Consider the following 18672-nt stretch of genomic DNA (forward strand, 5'->3'; position numbering starts at 1 on the left):
TCCCATGAAAACCTACTGACCACTAGGTTTTAGCACGAGGCGGCACGGGGGCGCCCGGGCCACCCGTACAATCGGCGGGTTGAGTGGCGCACGACGACCGGGTGGAGGGGGCGCACACATGGTCGACGCCGTGCGCGACCTTTTCGGCTGGGCGGCCGACACCGTCACGGGCATCCTCGACGCGCTGCGCGACTGGCTGACCCACGGAGCCTGGACCGAGTACCCGACTCCCGTCGTCATCACCTTGTTCATCGTCATCTGCGCGCTCTGCGTGGCCTTCTTCGTCCCCAAGACGCTGCTGGCCCCCGCCGCGGGCGCGCTGTTCGGCGCGGTCACCGGCACCGCCGTCGCGATGACCGGCACCGTCCTCGGCAGCGTCATCGCCCTGGGCGTCGGCCGCCGCATGGGCCGTGACCGGGTACGCGGCTGGATGCACCGCAAGCAGGCCCTCGCCGACCTGGACGCCCGCCTGACCCGGCACGGCGTACTGCCCGTCGTCGTGCTGCGCCTCGTGCCGGTGATGCCGGGCTTCGTGGTCAACTACGGCGCGGCCGCCACCGGGATCCGGGTACGCCACTTCGTCGTCGGCTCGGTGATAGGCCTGCTGCCGGCCACGATGGTCCAGGTCGCGGCGGGCGCATCGGTACGCAACGGGCTCTCCACGACGGTCGTCGTGATGGCCACGGTCGGCGTCCTGCTCATCGCCGTGGCCACGCTGTACTTCCGCGGCCGGGGCAAGGAACTGGCCGAAGGGCACGCGGACGGATCGCCGGACGCGACTGCCGAGACCGGCGCGCGGCCCGACACGGACTCCGCGACCGAGCGCGGCCGTGGCGACGCGCAGGTGGACGACCCGGCCGCGGTGCCGGCCGACCGCCGACCCTGAGCCGAACTGTCACGCCTGAGGCTCGTCCGGATCCGAACCCGGCGCCGACTTCCCGGCCGCACCCGAGAGCGAGTCCGAACCCGAGTCCGGGGGCGAATCCAGGGCAGAGCCCGGGGCGGAATCCGCAGCCGCCGCGGCACCCCTGCGGCGCTGCTTGATGCGGTCGAGTGCGACCGACACGCCCGCGCCCAGGAAGACCAGGTTGAAGACGATGTTCACCATCACCACGACGCGGGCGGACTGACCCGACGGGATGATGTCGCCGTAGCCCACGGTCGCCGTCGTCACCAAGGTGAAGTAGAGCCCGTCCGTCCGGGTGACGAGCCCGCTGAACTGCCCGTCGTCCTGCGCCAACCGGTAGTAGACGGTGGCGAAGAAGACCATGCTCACCACCACGGTCAGCAGTAGCCCCTCCGCGCGGGCCGGCAGCGAACTCCGGTTGTCGCGGGTGATGAGGAACAGGATCATCACGGCAAGGCCCAGCACGCACAGCGCGAAGACCACGGCCCGGAGCACGAACGACGTGTCCTCGGTGTCGTCCGGCAGCACGTAGTACGCCACGACGACCACGACCAGTGTGACGAGCGCCCGCAGCGCCACCCACCAGCCCGACTCGGTCGTCCTCGCCCGCGCGCCCATGCTCCCTCCAAAGCCGCTTCCATGCTGTGCCCGGCGGACCGATCCCGCCACACCAGCACCACGCCACTCTCCTGTTGCGGGCCTCCGGGGCCGGGGTTTGACTGATACATCAGGACGCCACCGGGGGATTCCGCGATGCCCGCGGCATTCGAGGTACCCGAGGCATCCGGGGTATCTGCGGTACTCGCTGTACGCGCGGTTTCCGGGGCGTTCGTGATGTCCGTGATGTCCGTGATCCCAGAAGGCGGCGGAGGCACGATGGATCTGGGACCTGTCGACTACATCGTGGTCGAGTTCCCCGGCAGCAAGTTCCGAGGCGAGATCGGGCCCGCCCTCGCGGCCCTGGTCAACAGCGGCACGATCCGCATTCTCGACCTCACCTTCGTGCGCAAGACGGCGGACGGCGAGACGACCCATCTGGAGCTGGACGCCCTCGACCCCGCCGACGTCGCCGCGTTCGACGACGTCGACGGCACCATCGCGGGCCTCCTGAACCAGGAGGACATCGACCTCATCGCGGCCGACCTGCCCGCGGACTCGTCGGCGGCGGTCATCGTCTTCGAGAACACCTGGGCCGCGCGCATCGCGACGGCGATCGGGCGGGCGGGCGGCCGCGTCGCGGCGTTCGAGCGCATCCCCGCCGAGACCGCGGAAGCCGCCCTGATGGCCGTGGCCGCCCAAGGCGCCTGACGGCACGGGACGCGTCGCGGCCGCCACGGCCGCAGCCGCCACAACAGGCGAAACAGGCACGACTGGCACCACAGGCACGACACGCCCGACAGGAGCGAAGCCATGCTGATGCGAGGACCCATGATGGCCCGCCGCGGCCCCGGGCTGCTGGGGGCCGCGGTACGCACCGCCGTGGTCGCCGGAACGGCCTCCGCGGTGAGCGGACGCGTACGCGAGCACCAGGCGAACCGGATGGCCGAACAGGACGCCGCGGCGCAGTACCAGGCGGAGCAGAAGCAGGCCCAGGCGTACGCTCCGCAAGGCCCTTCCGCCCCGCTGCCGCCCGCCCAGCAGTCCGCCCAGCAGTCCCCGGCCGGCGACCCCGTCGTGGACCAGCTGGAACGCCTCGCCCGGCTTCGCGACCAAGGCGTGCTCGACGACGCCGAGTTCGCGGCGCAGAAGGCCCGCATCCTCGGCGGCTGACGTGGACGCGCTGGTCTCCGGCGGCGCGTTCCTCGCGCTCATTGCCGCCTGCCACGTGGCGTGGGGCGGCGTCGGGCGCGCGATGCGTCGCCGACGCCGCCCCGTCGAGGTGCGAGTGTGCCGGCGGCCGGGTCAGCCGTCGTAACCGAGGTTGAACGTGTCCGGGTCGGGGCCCGTACGGCGGCCCCGGTCCAGGTTCGCGATCGCCTCGTTGTCGGCCTGGTCGAGGTCGAAGTCGAACACCGCGATGTTCTCCGCGATGCGCGACGGCGTGACGGACTTCGGGATCACGATCGTGCCCTGCTGTACGTGCCAGCGCAGCACCACCTGGGCGGGCGTGCGGCCGTGCTTCTCGGCGATCCCGGTGATCACCGTGTCGGTGAGCAGCGCGCCGCCCTTCGCCAGCGGGCTCCACGCCTCGGTCCGCACCCCGAACTCGTCGTGGAAGGACCGCAGTTCGCGCTGCTGGAGGTACGGGTGCAGCTCGACCTGGTTCACCGCGGGGACCACGCCGGAGCCGTCGAAGAGGCGTTCGAGGTGCGGGATCTGGAAGTTCGACACCCCGATCGCGCGGATCCGCTGGTCGGCGTACAGCTTCTCGAACGCCTGCCACGTGTCGAGGTACCGGTCGGCGGCCGGCATCGGCCAGTGGATGAGGTACATGTCGACGTACTCCAGCCCGAGCTTCGCCAGGCTGTCGTCGAACGAGGCAAGCGTGGTGTCGTACCCCTGCCGGCGGTTCCACAGCTTGGTGGTCACGAACAACTCTTCGCGCGGGATGCCGGAGGCGGCGATCGCCGCGCCCACGCCGCTCTCGTTCTCGTACGCCGAGGCCGTGTCGATGCTGCGGTACCCCGCGTCCAGCGCGGCGCGCACCGCCACCTCGGTCTCGGCCGGGGGCACCTGCCATACCCCGAAGCCGAGTTGCGGGATCGACACGCCATTGTTCAGGGTGATGCTCGGAACGCTGCTCACGGGTGGTTCCTCCGGACGTTCGGACACGTGGTCTTCCGATCATGTCCAATCGACCGCGCGAACTCCGGCATCCCGCGCCGGAGATCCCCCGGCGGAAGCAATCCGCGTTCAGTCCCGCGACGACGTCGGCCCGGGACGACGTCGGCCCCGGTGCCGGCAAGGCAAATGCGTTGCCAGGCACCGGGGCTGACGGTGAATCAGGTAGCAATCCCGGGAAATCCCAGGGGATCCCGGGTAACCCCGGCGAATTCCCGGGCCGGGCACCGGGAGATTCAGCCGATCAGAAGGCCCATGCTCCGCGCCCGGTTCAGCCAGTCGGGGTATTCCTCCATCATCAGGTCGAACAACGCCTCGTCCGTGAGGTTCGCGGGGTCGGTCACCGCGAAGAACGCCGCATTGTCGGTGTAGCGGCCCTGGAGGTTGTCGAGTTCCTCCAGGAACGCGAAACCACCGGTGAGCTTTTCGATGAGTTTGTTCTGCAGCCGCTCGGACAGCTTCGGCTTCTTCTTCGGCCCGGTCTGCACGGTGGCCGACGGGTCCACCTTGTCGACCGCCTTCGGCGACGGGCCGATGCCCATGAACTGCCAGAAGATCGGCTCGTAGCTGGAGTACGTCACCTGCTCGCGCGTCAGCTGCTCGGTGCTGGTCATGCCGTCCGTGATGAACATGACGTACACCGGAACGCGGTCGGCGAGGGGCGCGTGCCGCGGGCCCGAAGTCTTGAAGTAGCTCTCGCGCAGCAGCCGCATCGCCGCGGCGTAGTCGGTGCCGCCCTCCAGCGGGTAGCGCTGGAGCATCTGGTTCGTCCAGCCCTGGTACTGCTTGAGGTTCAGCGTGCCGGCCTCGTGCCCGTTCTGGCCGAACAGGAAGACGTCCACCTCGCCGTTGTCGTCGAAGCGCAGGCCGAGCGACAGCACGCGCTCGACGAGCGCCTGCACCTTGCCGGACTGGAAGAGGTTCTGCATCGACGCGGAGATGTCCAGGCACAGCGCGACGCGCGCGGTGTGCTCGCCGAGGCCGCGCTTCTCCAGGCTGACCGCGGCCTTCTTCGTCAGGTCGAGGAGCCGCCCGTGGCCCTCCTCGCCGAGACGTTTCTCCATGTTGACGAGCTTCTGCTTCTTCAGGCTGACCGCACCCGACGCCGGGGCCGCCTGCTGCGTTGCGGGCTGCTGCGGCGCGGGCGGCGCCACGACGGGCGCGGCCGGCGCCGTCGGGAGCGTGCGCACGGCCGGGTTCGGGGCCGTCTGCACCGCGGACGGCGGCATCGGCGGCGGCGTGTACCCGGCCGCCGGGGCGGCCGGTGCCTGGGGGGCCGCGGGGGGCTCCGGCTCGGCGTCCACCGCGATGCCGAAGTCGGTGGCCAGGCCGGCCAGGCCGGACGCGTACCCCTGCCCGACGGCGCGGAACTTCCACGCGCCGTTGCGCAGGTACAGCTCGCCGAACAGGAACGCGGTCTCGGTCGTGGCGTCCGCGATGTCGAACACCGCGTGCTCGCGACCGGCCTCGTCGAGCAGCTTGAGGGCCAGGCCGGGCACCTGGCCGAACGTGCCGCCGTCCGCCGACGCGCCCACGACGATGCGCACGACGTCGGCCGGCACGCGGCTCAGGTCGACTCGTATGGCGTCGGTCGCGGTGCCGTCCGCGCCGGTCTGCTTGCCGGCGTGCGCGACCGCGCCCGACGGGTGCGTGGGCTGGTTGTAGAAGATGAAGTCTTCCTCGCCGCGCACCTTGCCCGTGTCGGCCAGGAGCAGGGCGGAAACGTCGACGTCCGGCGCACCGCCGGTCCGCCAGGAGACCACCGCACGCAGCGAGGTGGTCGGGACTGGGATGTTCGCGCCTTTGGACATCGTGGTCATGCAGCACATCATGCCCGTTCGGCGGCCCTGTCGGGCGACCGGTCCCGCCATCTCGGCGTGCCTCGTCCGCACGGTCGACACCGGCCTCCTACGTGCGGCCGATGAGCCGCGGCCGGCGGGCTGCCCGCCCCGGCGCGCCGCCTCCGCCGCGCCATTTCCGCCGCGCTATTTCCAGCGGTCGAACGGCCGGTCGAGGACGTACCGGCCGTCCGTGCCGCGCAGCAGCACGCGCGTCTCGCCGTTGCCCGGGTTCGACAGGCACTCGAACTCCTCGACCGACCAGTGGAACCAGCGCATGCAGAACAGCCGCATGGTCAGGCCGTGGGTGACCAGCAGGACGTTGCGGTCCGGGCCGTACCGCACCGCGTGCCGGGCGAAGTCGCGGTGCATGGTCTCCAGGAACGAGCTCACCCGGTCGTACACGTCCGCGCCGCTCTCGCCGTGCGCGAAGCGGTAGTAGAAGTGCCCGTACGCGTCCCGGTCCGCCCGCTGGCGCTCCATGTCGACGAGGTCCTGGATGTTGCCCCAGTCCTGCTCGCGCAGCCGCGGCTCCTCCTTGGCGCGGGTGCGCTCGGGGTCGAGGCCCAGCAGCCGGAAGGTCTCGCGGGTGCGGCGGTACGGCGACACGAACGCCGTCACGTGCTCGGTGCCGAACAGCGCGCGGAGCTCGCGCCCGGCATCCTCGACCTGCTCGCGCCCGCGCTCGGTGAGCTCCAGCGCGTGGTCCGGCACCCGCTCGTAGATCGTCGGGTCGACGTTGCCCTGCGACTCGCCGTGCCGGACCAGGACGATGCGCTTGGGGCGCGCGGCGGTGTCGATCATGCCCGGACTCTACGGCCCCGGGCCCGCTGCGACACGCCCCCGGCACGGCTGCGACCTGCGGCGATTCCCATATTTCGCGGTTGGCCGGGTGGGTGTGCTAACGTCTTACTCGTTGCAGTTGTGGTTCCCAGCGAAATCTGTGTGCACCTGTCGAGTTGTAACGACAGGTGCATTTTTTGGTTTCGGTGGATGTTTTCGGTATCGGTGCTTGCGCCGTTTCCCGAATTCAGGGTGATCATCACAGCGACACCGGATCCGCGAGGTGCGGATTCGTGGACCTTCCCCTGAAGGAGAGAAATATGGCTACCGGTACCGTCAAGTGGTTCAACTCGGAAAAGGGCTTCGGCTTCATCGCGCAGGACGGCGGCGGCGACGACGTCTTCGCCCACTTCTCCGCCATCCAGGCGAACGGCTTCCGTGAGCTCGTCGAGGGCCAGCAGGTCGAGTTCGACGTGGTCCAGGGCCAGAAGGGCCTGCAGGCGGAGAACATCCGCACGATTGGCTGAGCCTCCCGCTCACTCACCCGCAGGGGCTCGTACCGGCGTTTCGCCGGTACGAGCCCCTGCGGCGTTGTACCGCCTTCCCCGCAATTGCTGCGCCGCCGTACCGCGTACGCGCTACCGGTCGCTCTCCGCGGTCTCGCTCTCCTCCGTCCCGCGCACCAGCTCGGCCAGCTCGGCGTCCACCTTGCGGGCGTGTTCCTCCGCGTCCGCGCGCGCCTTGCGCGGATCCCAGCGCCCGGCCATCAGGAACACCGTCGGCAGGAACAGCGCCTGGCACGCGATGGTGAACCACCACCACCGCTCCCACTCGTCCGGAGCCCGCTCCTGGGCCGCGAGGACGTCAGGGGCGTACTTGTCCAACGTGCGCAGGGCCTCCGCCTTCTCCTGGACCTGGAGGAGCTTCTCCAGCCCCACGGTCTGGATGGCCCTGGCCAGCAGCTCCGGCGGGATGTCCTCCTGCCGGGGGTACGCGTCCAGTTCGGCGAACAGCCCCGGGTTGGCCTGCACCGTCTCGGCCGCGGGGCCCGCCTCCGCGGCGGCGGCCTGGACCTTCGCGCTGTCGTTCACCAGCGGGGTGACCGCCGTGACGATGATCGGGGTGAAGATCGCCGACACCGACACGATGACGCGCAGCGTCCAGCCCCACACCGCCAGGCCGATCGCGGTCGCCGCCGGGTTGTGCCGCTCGACCGTCTCGGTGAACGCGGCCATCCACGGCGCGAAGGTGAAGCCGCTGAACACGCCGATGCCGACCAGCAGCCAGGCGGAGTGGTAGTAGCCCGTCCCGGGGTCGTCGGTGCGCATCAGGAACAGCAGGGTGAAGAACACCGTGCCGACGCCGCCCAGGATCATGAACGGTTTTCGCACCTTGAGGAGGTCGGACACGATGCCGACGAACACCAGCGACAGCGCGTTGGCCACCCAGTACCAGTTGGCCAGGGCGTTCGTCCGCTGTTCGGAGTAGCCGAACACGGTGGCGTAGTACACGACCAGGTTGCCGACCGCCGAGTAGTAGAACATCAGGTGCAGGCCGATGCCCACGGCCGGGCCCACGATGTCCAGCCGCATCATCTGCCGCCACTGGCCCTTGAGTATCTGCTCGGTGTCCAGGCCGCGGGCCTTGGCCTCGACGAGGGCCTGGTCGCGCAGGCTCACCATCAGCTGGTCGCGTAGCGGCGGCGACAGCTCGCGAAGGCCGAAGAAGGCGATCACGAACACCCCGAGGCCCGCGTACCCGGCGAACCGGAACTGGTCCTCCCAGCCGTGGGTGTCCAGGGTGTGGCTGGTCACGATCGTCGTGGTCAGCGAGCCGATGACCGGGCCCAGCGTCCAGAAGCCCATCGCCGCGGCCCGGCCGATCTGCGGCGAGAAGTCGCGGATCAGGGCGGGGGAGGCGACCAGGACGATGCCCTCGACGAAGCTCACGATGGCCATGTAGACCATCAGTTGCGTCTTGGACTCGGCGTTGGGCACCGCGAAGACGATGAGCAGGCCCACCAGGAGCAGGCCGTACACCACGAGGTTCGCACGGCCCCAGCGGTCCGCGAGCCCGGCCAGCAGCGACGCGAAGGCACCGGCCAGGTTGCCCACCACGGAGATCATCGTGGCGAACATGTACGTCATGCCGAACTCGGAGATCAGGGACGTCGACACCGAGTACTGCACGTACAACTCGTAGTACAGGACGATGCCGGCCAGAGTCGAGATGAACAGGTAGAAGACCCGCGGGCCGGTCCCCGGATAGCGGTCGAGCTGCCGATTCCACAGTGGCCCCAGGGGATTTCGGGGCGGAGCGGCCGCCGCGGCGGGCTCGGGTTCTCTTGCGCCGGCGTCACCCCTCGGCGACGTGGTTTCGGACATGCGGCCTCCTCGGAGCGCCCGGGACATGAGCGGTGCGGATTGCCGAACTGGTCGGTGCCAAATGCGTGATGCGGCATGCACGGTGCGAAGAGCGGAGGCGAGCGTAGTGCCGGGCGGTTACACGTACCAGAGGCATAGCTAACGTTCGATCGGTAATTTGCCCGGTCGGTACGTTTCGCCCGCTCCGGGCGGCTCCCCGCGGTCCCGGTCCCGCTATTCGGGCACCATCAGCGCGGGCCTGCGCGGGTCGTCCCAGCGCACGACGAAGTCGGCCGACTCCTCGGGGAAGCACTCCGCGCGGTAGCGGTCGTACGCCGGCAGCGTCCACCGCGCGTCGGCGTCGGTGCGGCGTTCCAGCGCGCCCGGGGACAGGCTCAGATGCACCGTCAGATCGATCGGGAGGCCACGCCCGATCAGCAGCGCACCGTCGAGCAGCAACACGCCGCCCGGCGGGAGTTCGACGTACGCGGCGCGGGTGGCCCGGTCGCGCCCGACGTCCCACAGGCTCGGCAGCACCCGCCCGTCGCCGCCCGGGCCCAGGGGATCCAGCACCTCGCGCTGCAGGCCCTTCTCGTCGAGCCACGACCAGTAGAACGAGTCGGCGTCGTGGCGCCCGTGTTCGAGCCGGACCGACGCGGGGCGCAGGAAGTCGTCGGCGGACACCCGCTGCACAGGGTGCCCGGCGGTCCGCAAGGGCGCCACCATCGCATCGGCGAGGACGCCCGGCTCCGCCGCCGCGGCACCGTCGACCGCGACGCGCAGCCACCCGCCCTCCGGCACCCGGCCGACGACCACCTCGGCGAGATACCCGGCCAGCGCCGCGGGAGTAAGAGGACGTACGCGCACATCCCCATCCTGCCCGCTCGCCCCGCCCATACGTCGAGCGGCAGGCCGCGGGGCGGCGTCACGATGCCTCTGCCGCGGCTGACAGGTCACCGCATCGGCCCGGATTGTCCGTCGGCTTATGCTTTCGAGATGAACGATCCCTCCGCCCTCCCGCCCGCCGAGTTCGGGTTTCCCGGCGCGCTGCGCGACAAGCTCGTGGCGGCGATCCTGGCGGGGGAGAAGACGTCGACGACCGGGCTGCTCGTCGACTACGAGGTCTGCGGCGAGTCGCTGCCCGTCGTGGGTGCGCGCCGCGCCGTCGTCGACTCGGACATGCGGCCGGTGGCGGTCATCGAGGTGACCGAGGTACGCACCTTGCCGCTGCGCGACGTCGACTGGCCGCACGTCCGCGACGAGGGCGAAGGGGACGACTCCATCGCCTCGTGGCGGGCGGCCCACGAACGGTTCTGGCACAGCCCGGAAATGCGCGAGGCGCTGGGCGACCCGGACTTCGAGGTCGACGACGAGACCGTCGTGGTGGCCGAGCGCTTCCGCCTGGTCGAACGCCTCCAGAGCCCGGACGTCTAGTGCTGTGACCGGAAGGGTTCACCGCTTCCCGGCCGCAGCACTAGAAGTTCTGCTGGTAGACCATGAAGCCGCGGTTCTGGGCGACCTTGTCGTAGAGCTTGCGGGCGGTGTCGTTGTGCGCCTGGGTGTGCCAGTACAGGCGCGCGCAGTCGTGCGCCCGCGCCCAGTCGGAGACCGCCGCGATCAGGGCGCGTGCGACGCCCTTCCCGCGTACGTCCTCCGCGGTGAACAGGTCTTGGAGGTAGCACACGTCCGCGGACGTGGTGCTCGCGTGCACGAGGAAGTGCGCGATGCCGACGAGGCGGCCGTCGAGTGTCGCGCCCAAGGCGTGGATGCGGGTGTCGGCCTGGAACCCGGACCAGGCCCGGGCGAACGCCTCCGGCGGCAACACCCTTTCGTAGAAGGTGTTGTAGCCGGTGAACAGCTCTTCCCAGGCGGGCCGGTCCTCGGGTGTCAGCTTGGCGATACTGATCATGCGCTCGATCCTCGGCCCTTCGGTGGTCGGTGGTCGGTGGTCGGTGGGCGGCGGTCCAGGTCGCCGGGTCGGTCACGTCAGACCGGGGGCGAGCCGGGTCGGTACGTCCCGCTCAGTCCGCCCAGCGCGGCGGGCGGTGTTCCCTGCGGGCGCGCATGCCCTCGGCGGCCTCTTCGGAGGCGAAGAGCTTGGCGGACAGGCGTACCGTCGCGGCGCCGTCGGTGGCCACGCGTTCCGCGAGCGCGGCGTTGAGCAGCTTCTTGGTCTCGACCAGGCCCTGACGGGACGCCAGGCGCAGGCCCGCGAGCAGGTGTTCGGCTGCGGTGTCGGTGCCTTCGACGCCGTCACCGGCCAGCGTGAGCAGCCCGATGCGCGCCGCCTCGGTGCCGTCGAACTCCTCGCCGGTGAGGAAGTACCGGCCGGCGGCGCGCGGGTCCAGGCGCGGCAGAGTGCTCAGCGAGATGATCGCGGGCGCGAGGCCCAGGCGTACTTCGGAGAACGCGAACGACGTCGACGCGGGGGCCACCGCGAGGTCGCACGCGCCGACCAGGCCCAGGCCGCCGGCGCGGGCGTTGCCGCGCAGATGCGCGAGCACCGGGACGGGCAGCTCGATGATCGCCGCGAGCAGGTCGAGCAGCCGCTGCGTACCGCGCTCCATGCCGCCCGCGGCGGCTTCCTTGAGGTCGGCGCCGGCGCAGAAGGTCGGGCCGGTGTGGGTGAGGACGACCGCGCGTACGGACGCGTCCGCGGCGACGGCGGCCAGGTGCGCGTCCAGTTCGTCCATGAGCGCCGCCGACAGCGCGTTGCGGTTGGCGGGCGAGTCGAGCGTGACGGTGGCGATCGCGGCGTCGTGGGTGCGGGTCACCAGGGGCATCGGCGTACGTCCTCGGGGTGTCGGCTGGGCTTCGGCGGGCGGGTCGGCAGGGGCCGGCGGGAGTCGGTGCGGGCCCGCGCAAGGTGGAACGGCCCGTTCGGGGCGGTCGGCGCGCAGTGGTCAGCGGCCCGCCGCGGCGAAGGCGCCGAGGGCGAGAGTGCGCAGGAGGGCGGCCATCGTGTCGGGGCCGGGGGGACGCGGCCCGCGGTGGCCGGCGGCGGCGCTGTGCGGGGTCGAGTTGAGCAGTCCGAACACGGCGTGCACGGACGCGCGGGCCTGTGCCTCGGTGGCGGGCTGTGACTCGCGCGTGAAGCCCGGGTAGGCGTCGACGACGACGCCCACCCATATCTCCACGTACGCCCGCTGGAGCCGCCGTACCTTGCGCTGGTCGGCCTCCGGCAGGCTCGCGAGGTCGCGGTCGTGCAGCACGATCAGCGCGGGCTCCGCGAGGGCGAAGTCGACGTGCCGGGTGATGAGCGCGTCCAGCCGGTCGGCCGGCGCGCCGTGCTCGTCGACGCATTCGCGGCCGCCGGAGAGCAGCCGTTCGCTGATGCCGATCAGCAGCTCGGCGAGCATCGCGTCCTTGCCGCGGAAATGCCGGTAGAGGCCGGGCCCGGTGATGCCGGACGCCGCGCCGATCTCGTCGACGCTGACGCCGTGGAAGCCGCGTGCCGCGAAGAGGCGCGCGGCTTCGCGCAGGATTTGCGCGCGGCGCGGACTGGTGACCTGCTCGACCGACATGGCCCCCATGCTAGACACGGATGTGAACGATCGCTAACGTCGGGTCCATCAAGTTCTGTTAACGCTCGCTAACAGGCGGCCGGTGGCGGGACGAGGCGACACACGGAGGCGGCGGCATGCGGGCAACCCCCACGACCACCGGCGTCCGCGCGAACGGAACCGCCGCGCGCGCCGGTGCGGCGCCCTCGGCGGAGCTGGGGCCACGACTGGGCACACGCGCGGACGTACACGGCGAGGCGTACCGGGCGAACACGCTCGCCCACATGGGTGAAGTCGCGGAACTGCGGCGACGGCTCGCGACCGCGGCCCTCGGCGGCGGCGAGACCGCCCGCGCCCGGCACGTTGCTCGCGGCAAGCTGCTGCCGCGCGAGCGCGTGGACACCCTGCTCGACCCCGGCTCGCCGTTCCTGGAGGTGGCCCCGCTCGCCGCCGACGGCCTGTACGACGGGGCGGCACCCGCGGCGGGCGTCGTCGCGGGCATCGGGCGCGTGTCGGGGCGCGAGGTCATGGTCGTGGCGAACGACGCGACGGTGAAGGGCGGCACGTACTACCCGCTGACCGTGAAGAAGCACCTGCGGGCGCAGGAGATCGCGTACGAGAACCGCCTACCGTGCGTGTATCTGGTCGACTCCGGCGGCGCCTTCCTGCCGATGCAGGACGAAGTCTTCCCGGACCGCGACCATTTCGGCCGCATCTTCTTCAACCAGGCGCGTATGTCGGCCGCGGGCATTGCGCAGATCAGCGCGGTGCTCGGGTCCTGTACGGCCGGCGGGGCGTACGTCCCGGCGATGAGCGACCAGACCGTCATCGTGCGCAACCAGGGCACCATTTTCCTGGGCGGGCCGCCGCTGGTGAAGGCCGCGACGGGCGAGGTCGTCACCGCGGAAGAACTCGGCGGCGGCGAGGTGCACGCCCGCACGTCGGGCGTCGTCGACCACCTCGCCGAAGACGACGCGCACGCGCTGCGCATCGTGCGCGACATCGTGGCCGGGCTCGGCCCGCGCACACCGCGGCCGTGGGACGTCGCCCCGGTGGAGGAACCGGCCGTCGACCCGGTCGGGCTGTACGGCGTCGTGCCCGCCGACAACCGCACGCCCTACGACGTGCGCGAGGTCATCGCCCGCATCGTCGACGGCTCGCGCTTCTCGGAGTTCAAGGCCGAGTACGGCGCGACGCTCGTCACCGGCTTCGCGCGCGTGCACGGCCACCCGGTCGGCATCGTCGCCAACAACGGCATCCTGTTCTCCGAATCGGCGCTGAAGGGCGCGCACTTCATCGAGCTGTGCGACCAACGGGCCATCCCGCTGCTGTTCCTGCAGAACATCACGGGCTTCATGGTCGGCCGGGCGTACGAGAACGGCGGCATCGCCAAGCACGGTGCCAAGATGGTCACCGCCGTCGCCACCACGCGCGTCCCCAAGTTGACGGTGGTGGTGGGCGGCTCGCACGGGGCGGGCAACTACTCGATGTGCGGCCGGGCGTACTCGCCGCGCTTCCTGTGGATGTGGCCGGGCGCCAAGATCTCCGTCATGGGCGGCGAACAGGCCGCCACCGTACTGGCCACCGTCAAGCGCGACCAACTCGCCGCGCGCGGCGAGGACTGGCCCGCGGAGGACGAGGCGGCCTTCCGGCAGCCGGTGCTCGACCAGTACGAACGGCAGGGCAGCGCGTACTACGCCACCGCCCGGCTGTGGGACGACGGGGTCATCGACCCGCTCGACACCCGCACCGTCGTCGGTCTCGCGCTGACCGCGTGCGCCAACGCCCCCCTCGCCGACCCCGGCTTCGGCCTCTTCCGGATGTGAGCCGCCGCATGTTCGACACGGTCCTCATCGCCAACCGGGGCGAGATCGCCCGACGCGTGGCCTCGACGCTCGCCGACAAGGGCATCCGCACGGCGGTCGTCCACACCGACGCCGACGAGGGCGCGCCGCATGTGCTGGAGGCGGACGTCGCCGTACGCGTGCCCGACTACCTCGACATCGCCGCCGTCGTCGCGGCGGCAGTGCGGGTGGGCGCCGACGCGATCCATCCGGGCTACGGATTCCTCGCCGAGAACGCGGAGTTCGCGCGTGCCGTCGAGGCCGCCGGCATCGTCTTCGTCGGACCGCCCGCGACGGCGATCGAGTTGATGGGCGACAAGATCCGCGCGAAGCAGACGGTCGCCGCGTCGGGCGTGCCCGTGGTGCCCGGCAGCAGCGGCGCGGGCCTCTCCGACGCCGAACTCGCCGACGAGGCCCGCAAGGTGGGCTTCCCGGTGCTGCTGAAGCCGTCCGCGGGCGGCGGCGGCAAGGGTATGCATCTCGTACGCGACGAACGGCAGTTGGCGGACGAGATCGCCGCCGCGCGGCGCGAGGCGGCGGGCGCGTTCGGTGACGACACCCTGCTCGTCGAACGCTGGATCGACCGGCCCCGGCACATCGAGGTCCAGGTCCTCGCCGACACCCACGGCAACGTCATCCACCTCGGCGAACGCGAATGCAGTCTCCAGCGCCGCCACCAGAAGATCGTGGAAGAAGCCCCCTCCCCGCTGCTCGACGACCGGCAGCGCGCCGCGATGGGCGCCGCGGCCGTCGAAGCGGCTCGCTCCTGCGGGTACGTCGGCGCGGGCACGGTCGAGTTCATCGTGTCGGCGGACCACCCCGACGACTACTACTTCATGGAGATGAACACCCGCCTCCAGGTCGAACACCCCGTCACGGAACTCGTCGTCGGCCTGGACCTCGTCGAGTGCCAGATCGACATCGCGGCCGGCGGCGAACTCCCGTTCGCGCAGGACGAAGTGGCGCCGCGCATGCGCGGACACGCGGTGGAGGCGCGCATCTACGCCGAGGACCCGGACCGTGGCTTCCTGCCGGGCGGCGGCCGCGTCCTCGTGCTGGACGAACCCCGGCACCTCGCACGCGTCGACTCCGGGCTCGCGGAAGGGGCCGAGGTCGGCACCGGCTACGACCCCATGCTCGCCAAGGTGATCGCGCACGGGGACGACCGCGACGGGGCGCTGCGCGTCCTGCGTACGGCGCTCACCGAGACGACGGTGCTCGGCGTGCACACCAACATCGGCTTCCTGGCCCGCCTGCTGGCACACCAGGACGTGGTGGCGGGCCGCCTGGACACCGGCCTGGTCGAGGCGGCGATGCCGTCGCTGCTGCGGGGGGACACGCCGCCGACGGTCGCGGTCCTGGCCGCGTTGCTCGCGCACGCGGCCTTGGAACCGGGGGCGGGGGCGAGCGAGGCGGGCACAGGATCGGGGCCGGAGCCGGGCGCGTCGGACGGATGGACCGATCCGTTCTCGGTGCCCTCGGGCTGGCGCCTCGGCGAACACGCGGCCACCGTCCACCGGTTCCGCGTCGAGGGTGCCGAACCGACCACGGTGCGGGTGCACGGGCGGGGGCGGCACACGGAGGTGTCGTACGACGCGGAGGAGAGCGCGGTCGAACGTACGGTGGTGCCCGCGCACATCGTGATCGGTGGGCCCGACCAGGTGCGGCTGACGTACGACGGATTGACCGAGACCTTCCGCTACGCCCTTGCCGACGACGGCAGTTGGTGGCTCTCACAAGGAGCGGAGACGTGGCGGGCGGCCCCCTATGACCCGGTGGCGTCGGGGGCGGGGGCAGGGGGTGTGGCGGGGGACGGCACGCTGGTGGCCCCCATGCCGGGGACCGTCACCGTCGTGAAGGCGGCCGCCGGGGAACGGGTGACGGCGGGTCAGGCGGTCGTGGTCGTCGAGGCGATGAAGATGGAGCACGCGGTGACCGCGCCCTTCGACGGCACCCTCGCGGAACTGCGGGTGGACGTGGGGTCCCGGGTCGCGCTGGACGAAGTCCTGGCGCTGGTCCACCCGGAGGAGGGCGGCGGCGCGGAGAGCGGCACCGAGGCCGGCGGCGCTGAAGCCGGCGGCACCGAGGCCGGCGGCACCGAGGCCGGCGGCAGCAAGGCCGGCGGCGCCGACCGGGACGACGCGGTTCGGAGCGGGGCAGTCGAAGGCGAGGACAAGTCATGAACGCTCTGCCCATGGTCGTCCCGGAGGCCGGCCTTCCGGCACGCGTCACCATCCACGAGGTCGGGCCGCGCGACGGGCTCCAGAACGAGTCGGCGGTGGTCCCCGCCCATGTGAAGGCGGAGTTCATCCGGCGGCTCGCCGGGGTCGGGCTCACCACGATCGAGGCGACGAGCTTCGTACCGCCCGCCTGGGTGCCGCAACTGGCGGACGCGGCCGAGGTGTTCGCGGAGATCGAGGACCTCGCCGCGGTGGACCTCCCCGTGCTCGTGCCGAATCAACGCGGGCTCGACCGGGCCCTGGAGCTGGGCGCGCGGCACGTCGCGGTCTTCGCCAGTGCCACCGAGACGTTCGCGCAGCGGAACCTCAACCGCGGGCTGGAGGAGGCACTCGACATGTTCGCGCCCGTCGTGGCGCGCGCGACCGCGTCGGGCGTCCGTACCCGCGGCTACCTGTCGATGTGCTTCGGCGACCCGTGGGAAGGGGCCGTCGACCCCGCGCAGGTGGTCGACGTCGGCGTACGCCTCATCCAGATGGGCTGTTGGCAACTCAGCCTCGGGGACACCATCGGCGTGGCCACCCCGGGCCAAGTGACGGACATGATCGGCCGGTTCGCGGATGCCGGCATCGGCACCGACCGGCTCGCCGTGCACTTCCACGACACGTACGGCCAGGCACTCTCCAACACGCTGGCCGCGCTCCGTACGGGCGTCGCGACCGTGGACGCGTCGGCCGGCGGACTCGGCGGCTGCCCGTACGCCAAGAGCGCCACCGGCAACCTCGCCACCGAGGACCTGGTGTGGATGCTCACCGGGCTCGGCGTCGACACCGGCGTCGACCTCGGCCGCCTCGTCGCCACAAGCACGTGGATGGCCGAACACCTGGGCCGACCCAGCCCGTCCCGTACCGTCCGCGCACTCGCGGGCGATCAGCAGAGGTAGGCGACGATCATGCTCGACCACAGACTCGACGACGACCTTGAGCTCCTGCGGGCGACCGTGCGGGAGTTCGCGCGCGACGTGATCGCGCCGGTGATCGGGGACCACTACGAGCGGCACGAGTTCCCGTACCCGATCGTGCGCGAGATGGGGAAGATGGGGCTGTTCGGCCTGCCGTTCCCCGAGGAATACGGCGGCATGGGCGGCGACTACCTGGCGCTCGGCGTGGCCCTGGAAGAACTGGCGCGCGTGGACTCGTCGGTCGCCATCACCCTGGAGGCGGCGGTCTCACTGGGCGCCATGCCGATCCACAAGTACGGGACCGAGGAACAGAAGCGGCAGTGGCTGCCGAAGCTCTGCTCGGGGGAGATGCTGGGGGCCTTCGGACTCACCGAGCCCGACGGCGGGTCGGACGCCGGAGCGACACGTACCACGGCGCGCCGCGACGACGCCACCGGCGAGTGGGTCATCAACGGCAGCAAGAGCTTCATCACCAACTCCGGGACGGACATCACGGGACTGGTGACAGTCACCGCCGTGACAGGCACGAAGCCCGACGGCGGCAAGGCGATCTCCACGATCATCGTGCCCGCCGGCACGCCGGGCATGACCGTCGCCCCGCCGTACTCCAAGGTCGGTTGGAACGCCTCCGACACCCACGAACTGTCCTTCAGCGACTGTCGCGTGCCGGGCGAGAACCTGCTCGGGGAACTCGGCCGCGGCTACGCCCAGTTCCTGGGCATCCTGGACGAGGGGCGAATCGCCATCGCTGCGCTGGCCACCGGCTTGGCGCAGGGCTGCGTCGACGAGTCGGTCCGCTACGCCAGCGAACGCAAGGCGTTCGGACGGCCGATCGGCGCCAACCAGGCCATCGCGTTCAAGCTTGCGGACATGGAACTGCGGGCGCACACAAGCCGGTTGACGTGGCGCCACGCGGCGTCCCGGATGGTCCACGGCGAGTCGTTCAAGCACGAGGCCGCGCTCGCGAAGCTGTACACGTCCGAGGCGGCGGTCGATAACGCCCGTGAGGCGACGCAGATCCACGGCGGCTACGGCTACATGAATGAGTACCCGGTGGCCCGCTTCTGGCGCGACTGCAAGATCCTCGAGATCGGCGAGGGCACGTCCGAGGTGCAGCGGATGCTCATCGCCAGGACGCTCGGCGTCGGGGAGGCCCTGACGCCGCGCTGACATCGGCCGCCTTGCCGGCCATTTCCCCCACCCCCCAAGCGATCGGCCCAGGCCGCCGCCGTCTCGTGGTCACCCCCCTCGACCACGAGGCGGCGGCGCGAGGTCAGTTCGCCGGGAGCCATCCAGGCGGCGTCGGAGCCGCCCGAGCGAACAGGGGGACCGTGCGCGGAACGTCGGGCAGCCCGGGCAGCCGTACCGCGTGGTGCCTCGTGAACCCCCGTGGTGCGCTCTCCGTCGAGACATGCCGATAGCCCAACATCCCGGCAATGCGCTGCACTTCGTGCACGGGAATGGCGGCGCGCTTGCGTACGGTCACCTCCGCGAGGCCGCCGAGCCCCTCTCCC

18 protein-coding genes are annotated in these 18672 nt (G+C 71.3%); 9 read left to right on the forward strand and 9 right to left on the reverse strand.

All coding sequences use genetic code 11. The features are described from left to right. Positions 1–118: 118 nt before the first annotated feature. Positions 119–886: a TVP38/TMEM64 family protein gene (locus AB0C36_RS10530; protein WP_358352194.1), complete on the forward strand. Its 768-nt coding sequence runs from the start codon at positions 119–121 to the stop codon at positions 884–886. Between the two features lie 9 nt (positions 887–895). Here the strand turns inward: AB0C36_RS10530 and AB0C36_RS10535 are convergent, their stop codons facing one another. After that, entirely contained in the window at positions 896–1525 is a 630-nt protein-coding gene (locus tag AB0C36_RS10535) for a potassium channel family protein (RefSeq protein ID WP_358352196.1), read from the reverse strand. Between the two features lie 258 nt (positions 1526–1783). Between AB0C36_RS10535 and AB0C36_RS10540 the strand changes: the two genes are divergently transcribed. Together AB0C36_RS10540 and AB0C36_RS10545 are read left to right on the forward strand one after the other, a co-directional pair. Beyond that, positions 1784–2215, forward strand: coding sequence for a DUF6325 family protein (locus tag AB0C36_RS10540; RefSeq protein WP_358352197.1), 432 nt, complete (start codon positions 1784–1786; stop codon positions 2213–2215). Between the two features lie 102 nt (positions 2216–2317). After that, positions 2318–2677 (forward strand): SHOCT domain-containing protein, encoded by a 360-nt coding sequence (locus AB0C36_RS10545; RefSeq protein ID WP_358352199.1) that lies wholly within the window; start codon positions 2318–2320, stop codon positions 2675–2677. A 132-nt stretch (positions 2678–2809) separates the two neighbouring features. On the opposite strand, the gene AB0C36_RS10550 is transcribed toward AB0C36_RS10545, so the two are convergent. The 3 genes from AB0C36_RS10550 to AB0C36_RS10560 form a co-directional block, all read right to left on the reverse strand. Next, positions 2810–3652: an aldo/keto reductase gene (locus AB0C36_RS10550; protein WP_358352201.1), complete on the reverse strand. Its 843-nt coding sequence runs from the start codon at positions 3650–3652 to the stop codon at positions 2810–2812. A gap of 272 nt (positions 3653–3924) precedes the next feature. Continuing rightward, entirely contained in the window at positions 3925–5508 is a 1584-nt protein-coding gene (locus AB0C36_RS10555) for a VWA domain-containing protein (RefSeq protein WP_358352202.1), read from the reverse strand. 165 nt (positions 5509–5673) lie between these two features. After that, a complete protein-coding gene (locus AB0C36_RS10560) occupies positions 5674–6330 on the reverse strand; it encodes a histidine phosphatase family protein (protein ID WP_358352204.1) in 657 nt (218 codons plus the stop codon). Between the two features lie 299 nt (positions 6331–6629). Here AB0C36_RS10560 and AB0C36_RS10565 point away from each other — a divergent pair, with 299 nt between their 5' ends. Further along, positions 6630–6836 (forward strand): cold-shock protein, encoded by a 207-nt coding sequence (locus AB0C36_RS10565; protein WP_358352206.1) that lies wholly within the window; start codon positions 6630–6632, stop codon positions 6834–6836. 111 nt (positions 6837–6947) lie between these two features. Here the strand turns inward: AB0C36_RS10565 and AB0C36_RS10570 are convergent, their stop codons facing one another. After that, on the reverse strand, positions 6948–8693 hold the full coding sequence (locus AB0C36_RS10570) for an MFS transporter (RefSeq protein ID WP_358352208.1): 1746 nt from the start codon (positions 8691–8693) through the stop codon (positions 6948–6950). 213 nt (positions 8694–8906) lie between these two features. Continuing rightward, the gene (locus tag AB0C36_RS10575) at positions 8907–9539 is read right to left on the reverse strand and encodes a nucleoside/nucleotide kinase family protein (protein ID WP_358352210.1); all 633 of its coding nucleotides are present in this window, start codon (positions 9537–9539) and stop codon (positions 8907–8909) included. A 129-nt stretch (positions 9540–9668) separates the two neighbouring features. Here AB0C36_RS10575 and AB0C36_RS10580 point away from each other — a divergent pair, with 129 nt between their 5' ends. Further along, positions 9669–10106: an ASCH domain-containing protein gene (locus AB0C36_RS10580; RefSeq protein ID WP_358352212.1), complete on the forward strand. Its 438-nt coding sequence runs from the start codon at positions 9669–9671 to the stop codon at positions 10104–10106. 40 nt (positions 10107–10146) lie between these two features. Here AB0C36_RS10580 and AB0C36_RS10585 read toward each other — a convergent pair whose 3' ends face one another. The 3 genes from AB0C36_RS10585 to AB0C36_RS10595 form a co-directional block, all read right to left on the reverse strand. After that, positions 10147–10581 carry a GNAT family N-acetyltransferase gene (locus AB0C36_RS10585; RefSeq protein ID WP_358352213.1) on the reverse strand — a complete coding sequence of 145 codons (435 nt, stop codon included), beginning with the start codon at positions 10579–10581 and terminating at the stop codon, positions 10147–10149. A 112-nt stretch (positions 10582–10693) separates the two neighbouring features. Beyond that, complete coding sequence (locus tag AB0C36_RS10590) at positions 10694–11455, reverse strand: enoyl-CoA hydratase family protein (protein ID WP_358352215.1); 762 nt, start codon at positions 11453–11455, stop codon at positions 10694–10696. A 120-nt stretch (positions 11456–11575) separates the two neighbouring features. Continuing rightward, a complete protein-coding gene (locus AB0C36_RS10595) occupies positions 11576–12205 on the reverse strand; it encodes an SACE_7040 family transcriptional regulator (protein ID WP_435839023.1) in 630 nt (209 codons plus the stop codon). A 254-nt stretch (positions 12206–12459) separates the two neighbouring features. On the opposite strand from AB0C36_RS10595, the gene AB0C36_RS10600 reads away from it, so the two are divergent. The 4 genes from AB0C36_RS10600 to AB0C36_RS10615 are packed head-to-tail and all read left to right on the forward strand — an operon-like array spanning position 12460 to position 18328. After that, entirely contained in the window at positions 12460–14001 is a 1542-nt protein-coding gene (locus AB0C36_RS10600; protein WP_358352301.1) for a carboxyl transferase domain-containing protein, read from the forward strand. An 8-nt stretch (positions 14002–14009) separates the two neighbouring features. Next, entirely contained in the window at positions 14010–16202 is a 2193-nt protein-coding gene (locus tag AB0C36_RS10605; protein WP_358352218.1) for an ATP-binding protein, read from the forward strand. Then, a complete protein-coding gene (locus AB0C36_RS10610) occupies positions 16199–17140 on the forward strand; it encodes a hydroxymethylglutaryl-CoA lyase (protein ID WP_358352220.1) in 942 nt (313 codons plus the stop codon). The genes AB0C36_RS10605 and AB0C36_RS10610 overlap by 4 nt, the downstream gene beginning before the upstream one ends. Before the next feature lie 9 nt (positions 17141–17149). Next, positions 17150–18328, forward strand: a complete 1179-nt coding sequence (locus AB0C36_RS10615) for an acyl-CoA dehydrogenase family protein (protein ID WP_358352222.1) — start codon at positions 17150–17152, stop codon at positions 18326–18328. Positions 18329–18672: the final 344 nt, after the last annotated feature.

Origin of the sequence: Streptodolium elevatio, assembly GCF_040649515.1 — a bacterium.
GTDB classification, from domain to species: Bacteria; Actinomycetota; Actinomycetes; order Streptomycetales; family Streptomycetaceae; genus Yinghuangia; species Yinghuangia elevatio.

What these genes read in the sequence shown, in the direction of transcription:
- AB0C36_RS10555 (WP_358352202.1), bottom strand. Translation starts at nt 5,508, where the DNA reads ATGACCACGATGTCCAAAGGCGCGAACATCCCAGTCCCGACCACCTCG.
- AB0C36_RS10590 (WP_358352215.1), bottom strand. Translation starts at nt 11,455, where the DNA reads ATGCCCCTGGTGACCCGCACCCACGACGCCGCGATCGCCACCGTCACG.
- AB0C36_RS10615 (WP_358352222.1), top strand. Translation starts at nt 17,150, where the DNA reads ATGCTCGACCACAGACTCGACGACGACCTTGAGCTCCTGCGGGCGACC.
- AB0C36_RS10600 (WP_358352301.1), top strand. Translation starts at nt 12,460, where the DNA reads ATGGGTGAAGTCGCGGAACTGCGGCGACGGCTCGCGACCGCGGCCCTC.
- AB0C36_RS10580 (WP_358352212.1), top strand. Translation starts at nt 9,669, where the DNA reads ATGAACGATCCCTCCGCCCTCCCGCCCGCCGAGTTCGGGTTTCCCGGC.
- AB0C36_RS10595 (WP_435839023.1), bottom strand. Translation starts at nt 12,205, where the DNA reads ATGGGGGCCATGTCGGTCGAGCAGGTCACCAGTCCGCGCCGCGCGCAA.
- AB0C36_RS10560 (WP_358352204.1), bottom strand. Translation starts at nt 6,330, where the DNA reads ATGATCGACACCGCCGCGCGCCCCAAGCGCATCGTCCTGGTCCGGCAC.
- AB0C36_RS10570 (WP_358352208.1), bottom strand. Translation starts at nt 8,693, where the DNA reads ATGTCCGAAACCACGTCGCCGAGGGGTGACGCCGGCGCAAGAGAACCC.
- AB0C36_RS10540 (WP_358352197.1), top strand. Translation starts at nt 1,784, where the DNA reads ATGGATCTGGGACCTGTCGACTACATCGTGGTCGAGTTCCCCGGCAGC.
- AB0C36_RS10605 (WP_358352218.1), top strand. Translation starts at nt 14,010, where the DNA reads ATGTTCGACACGGTCCTCATCGCCAACCGGGGCGAGATCGCCCGACGC.
- AB0C36_RS10610 (WP_358352220.1), top strand. Translation starts at nt 16,199, where the DNA reads ATGAACGCTCTGCCCATGGTCGTCCCGGAGGCCGGCCTTCCGGCACGC.
- AB0C36_RS10585 (WP_358352213.1), bottom strand. Translation starts at nt 10,581, where the DNA reads ATGATCAGTATCGCCAAGCTGACACCCGAGGACCGGCCCGCCTGGGAA.
- AB0C36_RS10530 (WP_358352194.1), top strand. Translation starts at nt 119, where the DNA reads ATGGTCGACGCCGTGCGCGACCTTTTCGGCTGGGCGGCCGACACCGTC.
- AB0C36_RS10545 (WP_358352199.1), top strand. Translation starts at nt 2,318, where the DNA reads ATGCTGATGCGAGGACCCATGATGGCCCGCCGCGGCCCCGGGCTGCTG.
- AB0C36_RS10565 (WP_358352206.1), top strand. Translation starts at nt 6,630, where the DNA reads ATGGCTACCGGTACCGTCAAGTGGTTCAACTCGGAAAAGGGCTTCGGC.
- AB0C36_RS10535 (WP_358352196.1), bottom strand. Translation starts at nt 1,525, where the DNA reads ATGGGCGCGCGGGCGAGGACGACCGAGTCGGGCTGGTGGGTGGCGCTG.